Origin of the sequence: Hyphomonas sp. (genome assembly GCF_037969335.1) — a bacterium.
Taxonomy (GTDB): domain Bacteria; phylum Pseudomonadota; class Alphaproteobacteria; order Caulobacterales; family Hyphomonadaceae; genus Hyphomonas.
The window spans coordinates 1-16,821 of record NZ_JBBKXE010000101.1 but is presented as its reverse complement, the minus strand read 5'-3'; the positions used below and the strand labels follow the sequence as shown (position 1 = coordinate 16,821).

The 16,821-nt window shown below is 59.8% G+C and carries 17 protein-coding genes; 5 read left to right on the top strand and 12 right to left on the bottom strand.

The features are described from left to right. The first annotated feature begins 183 nt into the window (after positions 1-183). Entirely contained in the window at positions 184-858 is a 675-nt protein-coding gene (locus tag AADA04_RS08005) for a tetratricopeptide repeat protein (protein ID WP_340692733.1), read from the top strand. Here the strand turns inward: AADA04_RS08005 and AADA04_RS08000 are convergent. After that, complete coding sequence (locus AADA04_RS08000) at positions 846-2,210, bottom strand: leucyl aminopeptidase family protein (protein WP_340692732.1); 1,365 nt, start codon at positions 2,208-2,210, stop codon at positions 846-848. The two genes, AADA04_RS08005 and AADA04_RS08000, sit on opposite strands and share 13 nt — an antisense overlap. Positions 2,211-2,328: 118 nt before the next feature. Between AADA04_RS08000 and AADA04_RS07995 the strand changes: the two genes are divergently transcribed. After that, positions 2,329-3,300, top strand: coding sequence for a tetratricopeptide repeat protein (locus AADA04_RS07995; protein WP_340692731.1), 972 nt, complete (start codon positions 2,329-2,331; stop codon positions 3,298-3,300). Positions 3,301-3,454: 154 nt separating this feature from the next. Here the strand turns inward: AADA04_RS07995 and AADA04_RS07990 are convergent, their stop codons facing one another. The 9 genes from AADA04_RS07990 to AADA04_RS07950 all read right to left on the bottom strand — a co-directional run bounded on the left by AADA04_RS07990 (position 3,455) and on the right by AADA04_RS07950 (position 12,573). Continuing rightward, positions 3,455-4,483, bottom strand: a complete 1,029-nt coding sequence (locus AADA04_RS07990) for a type II secretion system F family protein (protein ID WP_340692730.1) — start codon at positions 4,481-4,483, stop codon at positions 3,455-3,457. A gap of 11 nt (positions 4,484-4,494) precedes the next feature. Further along, the gene (locus tag AADA04_RS07985; RefSeq protein ID WP_340692729.1) at positions 4,495-5,526 is read right to left on the bottom strand and encodes a type II secretion system F family protein; all 1,032 of its coding nucleotides are present in this window, start codon (positions 5,524-5,526) and stop codon (positions 4,495-4,497) included. A 3-nt stretch (positions 5,527-5,529) separates the two neighbouring features. Then, positions 5,530-6,951 (bottom strand): ATPase, T2SS/T4P/T4SS family, encoded by a 1,422-nt coding sequence (locus AADA04_RS07980; RefSeq protein WP_340692728.1) that lies wholly within the window; start codon positions 6,949-6,951, stop codon positions 5,530-5,532. Between the two features lie 92 nt (positions 6,952-7,043). Then, a complete protein-coding gene (locus tag AADA04_RS07975) occupies positions 7,044-8,444 on the bottom strand; it encodes an AAA family ATPase (RefSeq protein ID WP_340692727.1) in 1,401 nt (466 codons plus the stop codon). Positions 8,445-8,474: 30 nt separating this feature from the next. Then, positions 8,475-9,179, bottom strand: a complete 705-nt coding sequence (locus AADA04_RS07970; RefSeq protein WP_340692726.1) for a CpaD family pilus assembly lipoprotein — start codon at positions 9,177-9,179, stop codon at positions 8,475-8,477. 20 nt (positions 9,180-9,199) lie between these two features. After that, complete coding sequence (locus AADA04_RS07965; protein WP_340692725.1) at positions 9,200-10,762, bottom strand: type II and III secretion system protein family protein; 1,563 nt, start codon at positions 10,760-10,762, stop codon at positions 9,200-9,202. Positions 10,763-10,770: 8 nt separating this feature from the next. After that, entirely contained in the window at positions 10,771-11,619 is an 849-nt protein-coding gene (cpaB, locus tag AADA04_RS07960; protein WP_340692724.1) for a Flp pilus assembly protein CpaB, read from the bottom strand. 101 nt (positions 11,620-11,720) lie between these two features. Then, complete coding sequence (locus AADA04_RS07955) at positions 11,721-12,236, bottom strand: prepilin peptidase (RefSeq protein ID WP_340692723.1); 516 nt, start codon at positions 12,234-12,236, stop codon at positions 11,721-11,723. Between the two features lie 172 nt (positions 12,237-12,408). Then, entirely contained in the window at positions 12,409-12,573 is a 165-nt protein-coding gene (locus AADA04_RS07950) for a Flp family type IVb pilin (protein WP_340692722.1), read from the bottom strand. Positions 12,574-12,844: 271 nt separating this feature from the next. Between AADA04_RS07950 and AADA04_RS07945 the strand changes: the two genes are divergently transcribed. The 3 genes from AADA04_RS07945 (at position 12,845) to AADA04_RS07935 (ending at position 14,646) form a co-directional block, all read left to right on the top strand. After that, on the top strand, positions 12,845-13,288 hold the full coding sequence (locus AADA04_RS07945) for a pilus assembly protein N-terminal domain-containing protein (RefSeq protein ID WP_340692721.1): 444 nt from the start codon (positions 12,845-12,847) through the stop codon (positions 13,286-13,288). Between the two features lie 182 nt (positions 13,289-13,470). After that, positions 13,471-14,031, top strand: a complete 561-nt coding sequence (locus tag AADA04_RS07940; protein ID WP_340692720.1) for a TadE/TadG family type IV pilus assembly protein — start codon at positions 13,471-13,473, stop codon at positions 14,029-14,031. Between the two features lie 3 nt (positions 14,032-14,034). Then, positions 14,035-14,646 (top strand): TadE/TadG family type IV pilus assembly protein, encoded by a 612-nt coding sequence (locus AADA04_RS07935; protein WP_340692719.1) that lies wholly within the window; start codon positions 14,035-14,037, stop codon positions 14,644-14,646. A 30-nt stretch (positions 14,647-14,676) separates the two neighbouring features. Here AADA04_RS07935 and AADA04_RS07930 read toward each other — a convergent pair whose 3' ends face one another. Both AADA04_RS07930 and AADA04_RS07925 read right to left on the bottom strand, forming a co-directional pair. Further along, positions 14,677-16,161, bottom strand: coding sequence for an MFS transporter (locus tag AADA04_RS07930; RefSeq protein WP_340692718.1), 1,485 nt, complete (start codon positions 16,159-16,161; stop codon positions 14,677-14,679). Between the two features lie 164 nt (positions 16,162-16,325). Further along, positions 16,326-16,821 (bottom strand): cyanophycin synthetase (locus AADA04_RS07925; RefSeq protein ID WP_340692717.1); only part of this gene is annotated, 496 nt, incomplete at its 5' end.

Below are 16,821 nucleotides of genomic sequence, written 5' to 3'. Positions count from 1 at the left end.
TCCGCATCCCGCGCCCGGCTCGTCCCCTCGATTTGCCACCCCGCCGGCACGAGGCGCGCCGCCAGGCGACGGGCGGAATAGCCCATGCCAAAGACAAAAAGCAGAGATGGCGGAACTGTCATTTGCACTGGGGCCCTGTCTGATGACTATAGGCACCACTACAGGTCCGGGAGCCCTTTATCCATGTCTATCCTCGCATTCGCAGCGGTATCGATTGCCTTCTTTCAAACTGCCAGCGCCGATTTTGCCGCCCGCGAGGCGACGCGCCTCGACACCTGTATCGCCCGCATCGATGAGAACCCCGAAGAAGCCTATGAAGACGCCCTCGCCTGGAGCTTCGAAGGCAACCGCCCGGGGTCCCGGCAATGCGTTGCACTGTCGCTGATCGCTCTCGGCCAGGAGGCTGAAGGTGCAGCGCGGCTTGAAGAACTGGCCAATGCGACCGACGGCGGCACGCTCGAACAGCGTGCGCTTTATCTCACTCAGGCCGGCAATGCCTGGCTCGTGGCCGGCGCCCCGGAAGCGGCGATCGTGACCATCTCGAATGCCCTGAAAATCATCCCCAATGATCCCGACCTCCTGGTCGACCGCGCCAGCGCCCACATCATGCTGGAACAATGGACCCAGGCCGTATCCGACCTGGATGCCGCCCTCGAATCCGCACCCGGTTTCGGCACCGCGCACCACCTTCGCGCTGAAGCGCGGCTCAATACCGGCGACCTCGACATGGCCCTCGCCGATGTCAAAGCCGCCATGCAGGCCGAGCCGGACAATATCGACACGCTGGTCCTGCGCGGCCGCGTCCGCGAAGCCATCCGCCTGTCCGAAGTCCGGATCGTCCCGCCTCAGGCCGAATAGCGCGCCGCCAGCATTGCCCAGACAGCCCGGAAGCCCGTCGGCGCCCCGCCTTCAGGCCGGCCATACTTGCCCTTGCGCCAGGCCCAGACATCAAAGTGCGCCCAGCTCTTCGCGGTGACGAACTGCTTCAGGAACAGCGCCGCCGTGATCGATCCGGCCTGTCGTCCGCCGGAATTGACGAGATCGGCAATCGGACTTTTCAGGTCTGACAGGTACGGGTCCCAGAGTGGCATGCGCCACACCGGGTCACCACTGGCTTTTGACCCGGCCAGCACGTCCGCTGCCAGGGCGTCGTCATCGGTATAGATCGGTGCCAGATCCTGCCCCAGCGCAACGCGCGCCGCCCCGGTCAGCGTCGCAAAATCGATCAGCAGGTCGGGCTCGCCTTCGCAGGCCCGCGCCAGCGCGTCCGCAAGAATGAGGCGCCCCTCCGCATCGGTATTGTCGATCTCGACCGTCAGGCCCTTGCGGCTTGCCAGAATGTCGCCCGGCCGGAACGCATTGCCGGCAATCGCATTCTCGACAGCAGGCACGTAGAGCTTGAGGTGCACTTTCAGGCCGCTGCCCATGATCAGTTCCGACAGGGCGATGACATGCGCCGAACCGCCCATGTCCTTCTTCATGATCCGCATCCCGTCGCCGCCCTTGATGTTCAGGCCGCCGGAATCGAACGTCACGCCCTTGCCGACCAGCGCCAGCTTGGGATGACTCGGATCGCCCCATTCCAGCTCCAGGAAGCGCGGCGCAAACGTGGCCGCACTGCCGACAGCATGCACCAGCGGATAATTCGCCTTCAGCAGGTCGTCCCCCACTGTCGCAGTCAGCTTGGCACCATGGAGCTTGGCCAGCGCCGCGACTTCTCCCTGCAGCGCTTCGGGTCCCATGTCGCTCGCCGGCGTATTCACCAGGTCACGCAGGTGCGCGACGGCGTCCGCCTCACGCGACACTGCATCGGACTCCTCACCCACCGGGATCACAAGCCGGGGCGGCTTTGCCTTTTCGCTCAGGTACCGGTCGAAACGATAGGCGCCATCTGCCCAACCGGCGGCGATCTTCGCAAAATCGAGCCCACCGTCTGATGCGATGCTATAATCGCCCTCCGGCAGCTTCGCGGAAATGGCGGCAACGCCCAGTGCGTCGCGTCCATCACCCAGCCCTGCCAGCACATGGCTAAGCTGTCCGTCCGTACCCGCCTGCACCACGACCTGTCCGGCTTTGCCCGTAAACCCCTGCCCCTTGGCCAGTGCGCGCGCCCCCGGGAACGGATCGTCTTTCAGGCTTTCGAAACCCGAAACCGTGAACAGGTGGATCGCGGCCGGATTGGCCCCTTTGGCGGTAAAGCTCTTGTGCATGTCGTGTGGCGCTCCGGGCAATTTGTTAATCAGACGGTCAGTCCTGTTAACCGAACCTTGACCTCAATCAGGCCAGAATCGGACCTGAATGCACCTGATACATACTTGGAGCCAGCCCATGTCCAGAGCCAAAACGTCACTGGCGGTCCTCGCGCTCGTCCTTGCGGCAGCGGCGACCGGCTGCGCCAGCACGGCAACGAAAGACGAAAAGGCAGCAAATGCCGAATTGCAGCGGGCGATGGAAGAAGCCATGAAGCCTGCCAGCCCGGAAGAAGTCGCTGCGGCCAATCGTTCTGACCCGCTGACCAAGGCCAATTTCTGGTCGAAGGAACATGCCAAGGATCCGGAGAACCTCGAAACAGCGATCACGTTCGGAAATGCCTTGCGCGACATTGGTAGCGACGATCGCGCCATCGACGTCCTGTCGCAAGTCCTGGTTGTCCACCCGGACAGCGCCGAACTCCTGATGGTGCTTGGACGCGCCCTGTCGACCAAGCAGGACTATCGCGCCGCCGCGCGGGCATTCAACCAGGCCGGCACGCTGGAACCCGAACGGGCAGCCGCCTGGGGCGGGCTCGGCACGGCACTCGACCAACTCGACCAGCATGCAGACGCGCAGCAAGCCTATCAACGGGCGCTCAGCATTGAGCCCAACCGCACCTCGACGCTGGCCAATTACGGTCTCTCGCTCGCCCTTTCCGGCGACCTGCTCGGCGCAGAAGAGAAGTTGAGGCTCGCCGATGCCCAACCCGACACCACAACGCGGATCAAGGAAAACCTTGCCCTCGTCCTTGGCCTGCAAGGCAAGTATGACGAGATGAAAGCCGCGAGCGGCAGCAATGCCCCCAGAAGCATCGTTGATCAAAATGTCGAACTGCTCCGCGAAATGGTGCAGCCCACCCGCACCTGGGAGGCCCTCGCCGAGCGGGCTGAAATGGGCAAGCTTCCCGCGTCGCCAGCATCTTCGAACAGGCTCGGACCGGACGCTGAGCGCGCAGCCGCCGCCACGTCCACGCCGGTAACGGACGACTCCGCAACCGTGACAACGCCCGAAAATGACGCGGGCCTGCGGCTGCGAAAATCCTACTGACACTCTACCAAAGGACGGGATGCACGCCTTGCCTGCGCAGGCGTGACACACGGTGTCATGCGTCAAGGACCGCCACGAACGCCCTGCTTCAAAACAGGAAATGCCCGCCAGCTATTCAGCAGGCGGGCATTTTGAAACGTGTGGTCAGGCCGCGCTAGACGAAGTCGCTTTGGCGCGTCTCGATATTCAACTCGGTTACGTCCGGCGCCGCGTCATTGTCACCCTTCATCGACTTGTACTGTATGTAGGCCGGGCCGAGCACGACGAGAAACAAGACGGGCAGGAAGAACAGGATCATCGGCACGGTCAGTTTGGCCGGCAGCGCTGCAGCTTTTTTCTCGGCGGCCGACATCCGCATTTCGCGGTTTTCCTTGGCCATCACGCGGAGCGCGTCGCCCAGCGGCGTACCATAGCGTTCGGCCTGCGACAGAGCCATGCAGACAGCCTTCACGCCTTCATGCCCTGTCCGACCGGCGAGGTTGTCATAGGCCATCCGGCGGTCGGGAAGATAAGAGAGTTCTGCGACCGTCAGTCCGAATTCCTCTGCCAGTTCCGGCGAGGCAGAGCCAATCTCCTGGCTCACCTTGTTGAAGCCGAGTTCGATCGACATGCCGGCCTCGACGCAGATCAGCAGCATGTCGAGTGAATCCGGAAAGCCGAGCATGATCGACTTCTGGCGTTTGGCTGCGAGGTTCGAGACATACATGTTCGGCGCATAGAAGCCGGCCGCCATGCCGAAGGCGAGCGAGCCATATTTCATCACCGGGCTGAAGCCATGGTCATTGATAAAGAAGATATAGACGAAGGTCAGGAGCAGGCCGGCAAAGGGCAACGCCATCCGGGCGAAATAGAAGGCCGAGATCGGCCCGGGTCCGCGCAGGCCGGCCTGGTTCATGAGCTTGACGACATTGGGATCTTCCAGTGCCTTGGCCAGATTGAGCTTGGACGAGACAGAGCCCATCATGCTCTTGTCTTCACGCCGGAGCCCTTTGGTCTCGAGCGCCGCGCGGCTCTGCTTGCGCAGCTTTTCGCGCTGGTTCGACACGGCCTTGAGGCGCGTTTCGAGCTTGTCACCCTTCAGGTAAGGCAGGAAGACCGTGACGAAGGTCGCAAACACGGCCGCCGCAACGAGATAGGCCGCCAGCGTATCCGGACGAGTCAGTGACAGAATGAAATCATACATAATCCGTCACCCTACATGTCGAAGTTGATCATTTTTTTCATCGTCAGGATACCCATCGTCATCATGGTCGCAGCGATCGTCAGGATGACGTGGCCCGTCTCGGTGATGAATAGCTGCATGATGTAACTAGGCGTGGTCATGTACACCATCAGGCCCACCGCAAACGGAAGCGCGCCGATGATCATGCCGGACGCCTTGGCTTCGGACGACAGCGCATTCACCTTCTCACGCATCATCTTGCGCGAACGGATAACGGTCGACAGGTTGCCCAGCGCCTCGGACAGGTTACCGCCTGCCTTGGCCTGGATCAGCAGCACAATGACGAAGAAGTTGATCTCCTGCAGTGGCAGGCGCTTGTAGAAGGCGTTCAGCGAGCGCTCGAGGCCTGCGCCCATAGCCAGATTGTCAGCCAGCGAGCTGAATTCGGCGCCCAGTGGATCAGGGCTTTCCTTGGCAATGATACGAATACATTCGTTGAGCGGCAGCCCGGTTCTTACGCCCCGCACGATGATATCAAGTGCGTCGGCGAACTGGTTGATCATCTTCTTGTGACGGCGCTTGGTCAGCACGCTCAGGAACAGGCGCGGAAGCCACAAGGTGCCTGCGAAGAACGCGCCGCCAATCATGACCGGCTTGCTCTTCAGCGACATGCCGAAAACCACCAGTCCGTCAGCACCAGACAGGTAGATCAGGACGGCGCAAAGCGTGCCCATGATCAATGAACCGATCCAGAAGGCCGAGACCGGAAAGTCCAGGCCAGCCTGTGCGAGCTTCGAACCGATGTCACGCGGTGTGATCGACTTGCGGCGCTCCTTGTCCTGCTTCCGCAGGTTGTCGAGCATTTCCTGTGTCTTGGCGCGGCGCTTTGAATTTTCATCGTGAACCTTGCCACCGCGTACCTTGCCACCTGTGGCGCCCGCGCCGATCGCCCTGGCACGCTTGCGTGCCGCGTCTGCGTCACCGCTTGTGAACGCCAGTCCGATGCCGGCGAGCGCGACAAATGCAAGCCCGGCAACGGCATAGATCATCATGTTGTTATCCATGGATCAGCTCCCGAGCGCGTCGAGCGCGGCAGCGAGTTCACGCTCAAGATTGTAGTAGGAGGCACGTTCCCAGAAGCGCGGACGCCCAATACCGGTGCCGCGATGCGAGCCGATGATCTTGCCGTCTGCGTCTTCGCCATCCATCTCGAACTTCAGGACGTCCTGCAGCACGATCGTGTCCCCTTCCATGCCCATCACCTCGGTGATGCACATGATGCGGCGCGAACCGTCACGCAGGCGCGAAGCCTGCACAACGACGTCGATCGAGCCAACGATCATTTCGCGGATCGTCTTGGCCGGCAGCGAGAAGCCGCCCATTGTGATCATGGATTCCACACGGCTGAGTGCTTCGCGCGGGCTGTTGGCGTGCAGCGTGCCCATCGAGCCATCGTGGCCTGTGTTCATGGCCTGCAGGAGGTCGAATGCTTCAGGGCCACGCACCTCGCCCACGATGATGCGTTCTGGACGCATACGCAGGCAGTTCTTGACGAGTTCACGCATCGTGACTTCGCCCGAGCCTTCGATGTTCGGTGGCCGCGTTTCCAGGCGCACGACGTGCGGCTGCTGCAACTGGAGTTCGGCGGAGTCTTCGCAGGTGATGACGCGTTCGCCCGGCTCGATGAACGCCGTCAGGCAGTTGAGCAGGGTTGTCTTGCCTGAACCGGTACCGCCGGAGATCAGGACGTTGCAGCGCGAGTGGCCGATAATGCGCAGGACTTCAGCGCCCGCTTCGCTGATCGATCCGAAATTGACCAGATCCTGAAGCTGCAGCTTGTCCTTCTTGAACTTACGAATGGTGAGCGTCGGGCCATCAATCGCAAGCGGCGGCGCAATGACGTTGACACGTGACCCGTCGAGCAGACGCGCGTCACAGATCGGTGAGCTTTCGTCGACGCGGCGGCCAACCTGGCTCACGATGCGCTGGCAGATATTCATCAGCTGGGCATTGTCGCGGAACCGGATATTGGTACGCTCGATCTTGCCGTTGACTTCGATATAGGTCGTGTCGGCACCATTGACCATGATATCGGCAATGTCATCGCGCGCGAGCAATGGCTCCAGCGGACCGTACCCGAGAACATCGTTACAGATGTCATCAAGCAGTTGTTCCTGCTCCGAGATCGACATCACCACATTCTTGATGCTGATAATTTCAACGACGATATCGCGAATTTCCTCGCGGGCGCTCTCGGCATCGAGCTGGGCGAGTTGCGACAGGTCAATCGTGTCAATCAGCGCGTTGAAAATCGTCGTCTTGGTGGCGTAATACTGTTCCGACTGCTGGTTCACCTTGCGAACCGGCTCGGGCTTGGGCTCAGGCTTCTTGGCCTTGACCGGCTGCGATGCGAGCGGTTTCGGAGCCCCCTTCACCGGCACCGGGTCGGGCGCCTTCGGCTTCATGGACTGGGGACGCGGCTGCGCCACAGGAGCCGCCGGCTTTGGCGCCGCCGGCGCTGAAACTGCTGGAGATCCTGAACGTTTGCCGAAGGCCATTTACGGGCCCTTTCCCTTGATTTCTATTTGCCGAGGAGCTTTTTGAAAAGCGACTTCGTGGGCTGGGCAACTGCCCTACCCGTCAATACGGATGCCAGGTGATCGATTGCCATCGACGCGCGCGATGTCGCGTCCGTCTCCGAGATCATCTGGCCATTATTTGCTGCCGTGCCGAAAAGTTCCGGCTCGAATGGCAGGATGATTTCTGGCTCAACGCCGATCGCTGCCGCGAAATCCTTCACCGGTATTTCAGGCCGCTTCGGGACGCCGCTCATGTTCAGCACGAGACGCGGTGGATTATCATTGGGGCGCTGGCCCTTGAGCTGGTCGATGAAGTTCTTGCCATTGCGCAGCGACGCCAGGTCCGGCTGGCAGACAATGATGACCTCATCGGAGGCGACAAGCGTGCGCTGCACCCAGCGGCTCCACGTGTGCGGAAGGTCCAGCACCATATATGGCACATTGCGCCGCACGCTTTCGATGACCGTGGTAAAGGCCTCGTCAGGAATATCCATGATCTGGTTGATCGTTGCGGGTGCCGTGAACAGCGACAGACGATCGGTTGCTTTTGCCAGGAGCCGCTCGATGACGGCATCGTCAGCCCTTTCAGGGGCCAGAAGCGCGTCAGCGATGGTCTGTGTTGTCTCCTGGTTGAAGTCGAGCGCAGTCGTTCCGAATGACAGGTCGAGATCGACGAGAGTCGTGTTGACGCGCGCATTTTCCGCCAGCGCCCAAGCCAGGTTGTGGGCTATCGTCGATGACCCTACTCCGCCTTTCGCACCAATCACCGCGATCTGCTTGCCAACGAAAGGCCGGTCAGGATCGACGAAGAGATTGGATATCGAACGGATGATCTGGATCGGATCGAACGGCGGCACGAGATATTCGCTGACGCCGCGCGCGACCAGTTGGCGATAGAGTTTAATGTCATTGACGGCACCGACAACCATGACCTGCACGTTTTCATCGCAGTGCTCGGCCAGTCCATCGATTTCAACCAGCACCTGCTGCGCCGCCGCAGACGACTCGACCATCAAGAGGTTCGGGGTCGGGTTTTGCTGCATATAGGCGGTCGCAGCGGCAATGCCGCCGGGAATCGATTCCAGCGTGGCGCGACCCATGCGGCGATCACGCGAGCACACGTCCATCAGGTCGCGCGTTTCCTCACGCTCGTAGAACACCTTGATCGAGATGGCCGGCAGCGGCACATCCCCGCCGTTCCGGTCCGGCATCGAGAAGACCGGCTGGTCCGTCACTACCTGTTTCTGCTCAGGCACGGCCACCGGTTCGACATCGTCATCCATCATTGCGCCAAATGCATCATTGGCCGGCGCAGCGAGTCCGTCGACAGAGGTTTCTTCTGCAAAGACATCTTCGAAGTCAGAATCGAAATCGTCTTCAAAGAGCGCTTTTTCGTTCGACATTATACTCTCGTCCTTCTATTCGGCAGCCGACTATTCCTTGACTGCGTCAGATATTGTTCCCGATTCGTCCGATGAACGTGCGGACGAGGTGGTGGCGCCTTCGCGGAATTTCTGCAGGATAACCTGACGGCGCATGCCATCACCCTGTTCGAGTTCACGCTGGCCCAGAAGGTCAGCGGGGTCTGCGATCATGGCAGCAAGATTTGTACGCGTCGCGCAGCCGAGGCTGGGCATCTCATTGTTCGAGCGAATGTCCGACACATCGTATTCGGCCATCGACTTGCAGTCCGGCTTGATCGCATCATAGACTTGGAAGGCAAGGATCATCGGTTCGGATTTGTCCGACCCCGCACCATGGCTGCTTCCCGCAATCTCGTCATATTCGACGCCATTCTGCCAGGCGATTTCGCGCGCAGCCACAACCGCCGAAACGGCCAGTTGCGAATTGTCGCTGGTTTCGGGCAGAGACATGATCAGCGGGCCGTGCCCCTTCGAACGATAGGTGCGGACAAAGGCTTCGATCCTGGCGCGGTCCTTCAGCGAGAGTTCGCTGGAAACCGGGCTGATATCCACTTCGAGGAATTCGGTACGCTTTGATACGCCAATCGCGTTGCGGTCGAGCGCCGTCCCCTCGAGATAGGCCTGAGGCACGGCCGTCGGTGCGTGACTCGCGCAACCGGCAAGACCGGTCAGGCAAAAGCCAGCGGCGATCAGGGCGTGTGTTGGTTTAAGCATCGGGTTCATCCTGACATCCCTCACTCTTCAATAAAGCCCACGGGGGAGCGATAATTCTTGGCATCAACAGGCGCGCCGTCCTTGCCGTATTGCTCGTTCAGCTTGCCAAAGAAGATCGACTTGGCGTCCGAGGCGTTGGCATATCCGTCGGCGGGTGTCCGCAGCTGGTTCTTCTGGGTCGGATCGACCAGGTAAGGGGTCACGATGACCACCAGTTCTGACTCGTCCTGAAGGAAATCACGTGATTGGAACAGGGCCCCGAGGATTGGCAGCTTCTTCAGCCCGGGTATCTGGTCCAGCGTCTGGCGTGTCTTGGACTGGATCAGGCCGGCCATCATCATCGAACCGCCCGATGGCAGTTCGATCACGGACTCTGCCCGGCGAACCGACAAGGCCGGAATCGTGATGCCGGCGATCGTGATCAGGTTGCCGTCCGAATCGATGCCGGTCTGCGAAGCGCCCTGGTAGGCGCCCTGGTTAGTGAGTTCCGATACTTCGGTGGACACTTTGAGCGAAATCCGGCCCTCGGACAGGACGACAGGCGTGAAGCCCAAGCCGACACCATAGGGTTTGAATTCGATCGACACGCGGCCGCTATTGTCCTGCCCCACGGGCACGGGGAATTCGCCCCCTGCAAGGAACTTGGCGCTTTCGCCGGACATCGCGACAATATTCGGCTCGGCGAGCGTCTTGACGACCCCGATGCGCTCAAGGGCGTCGATCGTGGCGCCCACGCTAGATTGCAGGTCAGACCCGACATAGTTGGAATAGGTCAGGGAGCCACCGAGACCACCCAGCGCCTGCCCCTGGATAGGAAAGCTGTTACTGGCGCTCAGCGAGCCCTGGAACGTCTGCGGAAGGCCGGGCACGAGGCCGGTCGTGCCGGACGATTCCGGAATGCCGTCACCATTCGCGTCGGAAAACAATTGCTTTTCGACCAGCTTGGCCATGTCACCGAATGCGGGTGTGCCGGACAGGTTGATGCCGAGTTGTTTGATCGCGGTGCGTTGCATCTCGACAATGCGCACTTCCAGCATGACCTGGTCCTTGGCAGCGATCTCGACCATGTTGACAATCTGCGTATCGTCACCCGCACCAAGGAATGCTGCGACGAGGCGCTGCACTTGGTCGGACTGTGACATGTCGTCGACCATCCCGGTGATCAGCACATTGCCATTCAGTCCTTCGACATTGACGCGCGCATCCGGAACGTGCCGCTCGATCAGCTTGTGAAGGCTGGTCATGTCGGTTTCGACATTGATTTCCAGGTTGAGCAGCTGGTTGCCGGCACGGTCGAATACGAAGGCGTTCGTCTGCCCATAGGCGACACCGCGGAATATGATCCGTTTGGCCGTCTGTACCACGGCATCGGCGATGGCCGGGTTTGTGATCACGACATCTGCCGCAGATGCATCGAGATCGATAATCATGGACTTGTTCAGTCCCAGCGTGACCTGCTGCGAAACGCCTGTTTCACCTGGTCGGGTAATCGTCGTCCCCATATCATTGGGCGTCGCATGCGCGAAAAGCGGCATGGCCGCCGCGAACGCTGTCATCAGGCATTTGCGGAGCGGGCGGGACATGTTCATCTTCAGCTTCCCCCGAGCCCGGCCGACGTGGCCTGACCATTGCGGTAAATCATGATGCCACCGGCGCCAGATCCGCCATTGCCGCCCAGCATATCGATGCGTGATTCGCGGCCCATGCTGTCTCCGGCGTCCGACCACGGGCGCAGTGACAGTGAAAGCGTTCCCATGCGCTGTGACAGCGCCACCAGTTCGGCTTCCTGCGCCGACACTTCCAGCGTCGCTGTATTGCCGATCTGGGAAGACCCGCCGTTTTCATCTGGCTTGAATACCTGGTCGATCGCCAGCACGCGCACATTCTTGATGATGGTCGTCGTTGCCGGACGCTCTGTGACCATCTGATCGGTCTGCACCTGAACTTCATGTGTGAGGATCACGTCGACCTTGTCATTCGGCAGGATAAATCCGCCCGATGCGGACTCTGTCGAAATCTCGACCGAGATCGCGCGCATCCCCGGCGCCAGCAAGGCGGCCATAAGGCTCGAATCACTTGTCAGGACGAGTTTGGCTGGCAACACCGGCTCACGGTTGAATATTGGAATACGAACAATTGCGCCTGCCATCTGCTGTATGGCGTCCGGATTGTCGGCCTCGGTGAGATAGCCCTCGACAATGTTGAGTTCCGGCCAGGGGGCCCATTCGAAATCGCTTGTCGCCAGGCGATCACCGATCGCCAGGTCGCGCCGGGCAACCAGTACTTTAACCTCGGAAACCTGCTTGGTCTGGATCTCGGTCTGCAACTCGGTAACGGTCTGCGTCACAGTCGTCGGCATCGACATGTTGCGAACCAGGAATGCAGCGGCCATGGCGGCCAGGGCCGCTCCAAACAGAATGATAAGACGCATCGGCGACATTGGGCGCCACTCCCTTGTGATGACTAAACGCGATAGGCGACTGCAATCAGGCTGAAACCCCATCCATATCGGATACTTCCATGATCTGGACTAAGGCTTGGTTAACTGAAAAGACTGATTTGCTTTAACAAGTTGGCAAGGAATGGAGACGCTGGCGCCGCCACGAGGGCGCCAGCCGCAATCGCGACTCCATAAGGAACGCCTGCATTTTCTTCGAAGGGTGCACGGATGAACCCAGGCAATACCGCCGCCGGTACGAGCTGACGGACAGACAGTATAAGCAGGGCAAAAGCGCCACCCGCGAGTGCCATGACAAAAATAAAGGTAATACCGGCATCCGGCCCCAGCCACAGCATCACGGCGGGAATCATCTTGGCATCCCCTCCCCCGAATATGTTGAAGGCAAAAAGGCCAAAGGCCACCATAAAGGCGAGTGCGGCGACCATCAGGTGGCCCCCGATGATTTCCATTGGGACGCCGGAGATCGCGGCAGCCGGCACAAACAGGCCCGCCAGTGTCAGGTTCAGCCAGTTCGGAATTGTCAGGCGGTTTACATCATGCATCGCGGCAAACACGCAGAGGGCCAGAAACACACCTCCCAGGATGTTCAAAATCATTCGCCCGCTCCTTCATTCTTCGACTCGACCGCACCGTGACGGAAAAGACTGAAGGAAGTTTTTAATTTTGCGCTGTCCCGCAGGCCCCGGCCCACAAGTCCGGACACAAAAGAAAAGGCCGCCAGGTTTCCCTGGCGGCCCTTCTGCGAACCGAATAAATTCGGTCGACTATTTAGTTGGCGTTATCAAGAGCCGTCGAAACAGTCGTGAACGTGGTGTTGGCGCTGTTACCGAGGGCGGTAACGCCACCGATGATAGCGACAGCGATCAGAGCAGCGATCAGGCCGTATTCGATAGCCGTGGCACCGGACTCGTCTTTAAGAAAACGTGCAAACATTGGAAACTCCCATCATGCGTTAAATAAGTCCCGAACATTTTTTTCTTCCCGGGACAACACTGAAACTACAGGACTATTCTCAATATCACGTTACAGAATACAGATAATCCGTGAAGGTAAATCAGGGTTTTGTTTACCCTCGCCCGAAGCCCAAATCGTCGAATCCCGCCCCTATAGTATAACGACTGATTTGCGTGATCTCCGTACAATTAGGAAACGGGCAACCTTCTTCAGCGAAGATTTACCTCAAGCTGAACCTGGAGCCCGAGAAATGAACATACTGGCCAAGTCCTGCGCCTTCGCACTGGCAGGATCTCTGTTCGTTGCATCCGCTGCCGCCGGGCAACTGTCCGTCGAAGCCAACAAGACCGTCCCCGTTCGTATTCAGGGGGCTGCGGCGAGCATCGTGCTCGGCAACAAGAATGTCGCCGACGTCGCCGTTCACAACGAGCACCTCATTTTTATCACCGGCAAGTCGTTCGGCACGACCAACCTCATGATTTTCAACAAGGCAGGCGACGAGATTTTCTCGACGGAAGTGGTTGTCACGGTCAATTCGTCAAACCTGGTGACTGTGAATCGTTCCGGCCAGAATTTCACCTATGACTGTGCCCCGGAATGTCGCTCGGTCATGAGCATGGGCGATCAGGTCGACTATTTCGATACCATAATCACGCAGCAAAAATCTGCTCAAGACCTGAACAGTGGCAACTAGGCCCGGATCCTTTCCGTACACTGCAACGACCGCTTCTTCGGAGGCGGTCGTTTGCGTTTCCCGGGCTGTCGCGGTCCACTTTTGGTGCCCGATTGATGAAATTTCATGCTTCCGGTAAATCGGCGGCAAACCCAAGTCTGTTATCTGTAACGCTGAGACAATCGTCTGTTTGGGGTTTGAAAATGGTCAGCTTCCGCTTCGGCATCCTTGCTTCGCGCTTGAACGCGGCCTGGAATACGTATGCCAGCGACCGGCGCGGGGCCGCTGCGGTCGAATTCGCTATGGTCGCTATTCCATTCTTTCTGCTGATCTTCGGCCTGCTCGAAGTCTGCTTGATATTCCTCGTTTCGACCGTGCTTGAACACGCCGTTGCCGACGCGTCCCGGCAAATCCGCACGGGTCAGGCCCAGGAAAGCGGCTTTAACGAGATGAATTTCCGGACGTCGGTCTGCGGCAGCTTTTTCGGCCTGCTCGATTGTGACGAAAAACTGCACATCGACGTCAAGTCACTTGATGAATTCGGCGCCGCGAGCTTCGAGCAACCGATCGATATTGACGGCGATTTCGACGATGCCGGCTTTGCTTACGAGCCCGGCGGCCCAAACGATATCGTGGCAGTGCGGGTTTTCTACGAATGGCGCCTGATGACACCTTTCATTACTGCGCCGCTGTCCAACATGGCCGGTTCAAAATACCTGGTGCAGGCGAATGCCGTGTTCCGCAACGAACCCTTTGGAGACTAGCTCATGTCCCGCAAGTCCCTTCTTTCCCGGATCAATCCCCGCTTGAAATGGCGTGGCATCCAGGGCCTGCACTATAATGAACAAGGCGTGTCAGCGGTGGAGTTTGCGATCATCGCGCCCGTGATGGTCCTGATCTATTTCGGCTGTATCGAGCTCAGCTTCCTGATGCGCATGGATCGCCGCGTCACATCCACCAGCGCCAGCCTCGGCGACCTGACCGCCCGTCTGGCCACCGTGACGGATGCCGATATGGGCGAGATGTTCGCGGCAGCAAAAGTCATGATGCAGCCCTATGATGCGACGGAAGCCAACCTTCGGATCACCAGCATCGTCGACAATGGAGACGGCGTTCCGCGCGTTGCCTGGTCAGATGCCTACAACATCTCCGCTTATGCCCAGGGCGCCGCGATGACGGTTCCGGCCGGCATTATCCCCTCCCCCGGATCGGTGATCATGGCGGAAGTCGAATACACCTTTACAAGCCCGTTCGGCTACGTGCTGAAGACCGACAAGACCGTCGACGACAAATTCTACCTTCGTCCACGCCGCGTCAACGAGATCAGCCGCACGCATGACGCCGACGATGACGGCAAGTCATTCGGGCCGACAAGCTAGCCAGCCCGCCTGCCCAGCTTATTTCCAGAACTACGTGTCAAAGCCCCGCTTTGGCGCGTGAACTTTCCATAGGATAATCAAGCCAATCAAGAACATGAAGCCGATGCCGCCCATCCCGATGCGCTGGTTGCCTGTCAACCAGGTCAGCAGGCTGACAAGGCCCGGCCCCATCCACACGGTCACCGTCCCGGCAATCGCGTAGAGACCGAAGAATTCACCGATCCTGTCATGCGGCGCGATATGCACCAGCATGTAGCGGCTGGACGAAATCGACGCCACGACGGCAATCGCCACCGGAATCACGAACAGGAAATAGGTCACATCCGACAAGGTGTCGAAGAACGGGCTGCTCCAGATCGGAGTCCCGCTCGGGATCAGACCGAATAGCAGGGCTTCCGGCGTGATCGACAGCTGCACCAGCAGCAGGACGGTCAGCACGGAAATTTCCCAGACCAGTGCGAGTTTCGGTCCAAGGACACGATCAAGAAATCCGCCGACAAATCCGCCCACTGCGCCGAACAGGACGCCCGTGATCCCGTAGAACAGGATTTCGACACCGCTCCAGCCAAGGAAGGTTTTTGCGAACACGGCACCCAGCGTCAGCAGCGCCGCCATGGCATCTGCATAGATCGTGCGAGCGATCAGGAACCGCATTGTATGGGGGTGGTCCCGGAACAACTGCACGAGGTAATCCCGGAACACGATTGCGCGCTGCAGAAACGATTGCGGGTTGCCGTCATGACGGTCCTCACCTTTGAACACGTCTCCGGCTGCCTGCTTCCAGCTCAATCCCTTGCTCAGGCCATCCGGCATGAACACGAAGAACGGGATCAGCAGTACCGCCATCCAGACCGCCACGAACGGACCCGCAAAGCGCTGTGGTTCGTTCGTAGCGAGATCCAGGGCGATCAACTGCTCATCCGCCGCGAACGGCAAGCCCGATCCAGGCAGCAGCAGGCCAAACAGGAAGAAAATCAGGATCCCGACACTCAGGATATTGCCCATCGACAGGCCAAGGCCCGAAATGATCGGCAGCGCGTTAGGGCGTCCCGCCGTCGGCAGCATCGCATTGTGCAGCACTTCCGAGTATCCGTAGCAACAATAAGCGATCGCCAGCACAAACATGGTGGCCCACATGGTCAAAGGACCCTCGGGCCGCGCCCACCAAAGGGCGAAAGAGCACACCACCATGACCGCCATGAACACCGCGATCAGCGGTTTTCGCCGTCCCGCCTTGTCGGCAACGACGCCGAGGAACGGCGCCGTCAGCGCCGTGACGATGCCCGCCATCGTGATCGTCAGGCCCGACAGGGTGAGGCCCAACTCGCCGCCCCCGACCATGACTTCGGCGAAATACGGGGCAAAGATGTAGATGACGATGAGATTATAGTACGGGTTGCGGGCGCCTTCGAAGATGGCCCAGGCCAATCCCTTGATGCCAAAGGGGCCTCCGCTCACAGCTGGCTGTTTTGCAGCACTCTCAGTGAACGGCGCGGCGGCCAGTGATTCAGTCATTTGGCGACAATCTCCCAGTTCGGTCTGCGGCATCATTGTTCGCCGTCTTTTACCAACCGTGCGATATTCCACGCGGCGAGGGAAGCGATTTGGCCACTTCCCACCCGTTCGCGTAGGGTAAACTCTGCTGTGGCCACAGCACAAGCTGCGGCGCCCCTGCCCCCCTAGAGTTTGCCGGCCAGCTCGCCGGCATATTTGGTGATGTCGCCTGCCCCGAGACAGACAACCATGCCGCCCGGCTTGGCCATGCCCCGGATGGCTTCGGGCAAATCATCCAGCGATCCGAGCACATGCGCGCCCCGGTGGCCGTGCCGCTTGATGCTGGCAACCAGCGTCTCGTGCGTGATGCCCTCAATCGGGGCCTCACCGGCTTCGTAGACCGGCGCGACAAACACTTCGTCGGCCGCATCGAAGCAGCGCGAGAAGTCTTCGAACAGGTCTCGCAGGCGCGTGTAGCGGTGCGGCTGGCAGACGGCGATCAGCTGGCCCTGGCCAAGCATCGAACGGGCGGCCTTCAACACGGCGGTGATCTCGACCGGGTGGTGGCCGTAGTCGTCGATAATCCGCACCACACCCTTACCACCCCCTTCGGGCGCCCATTCCCCCACCGTCGTGAACCGTCGCTTCACCCCGCCGAACCCCGCCAGCGATGCCCTGACC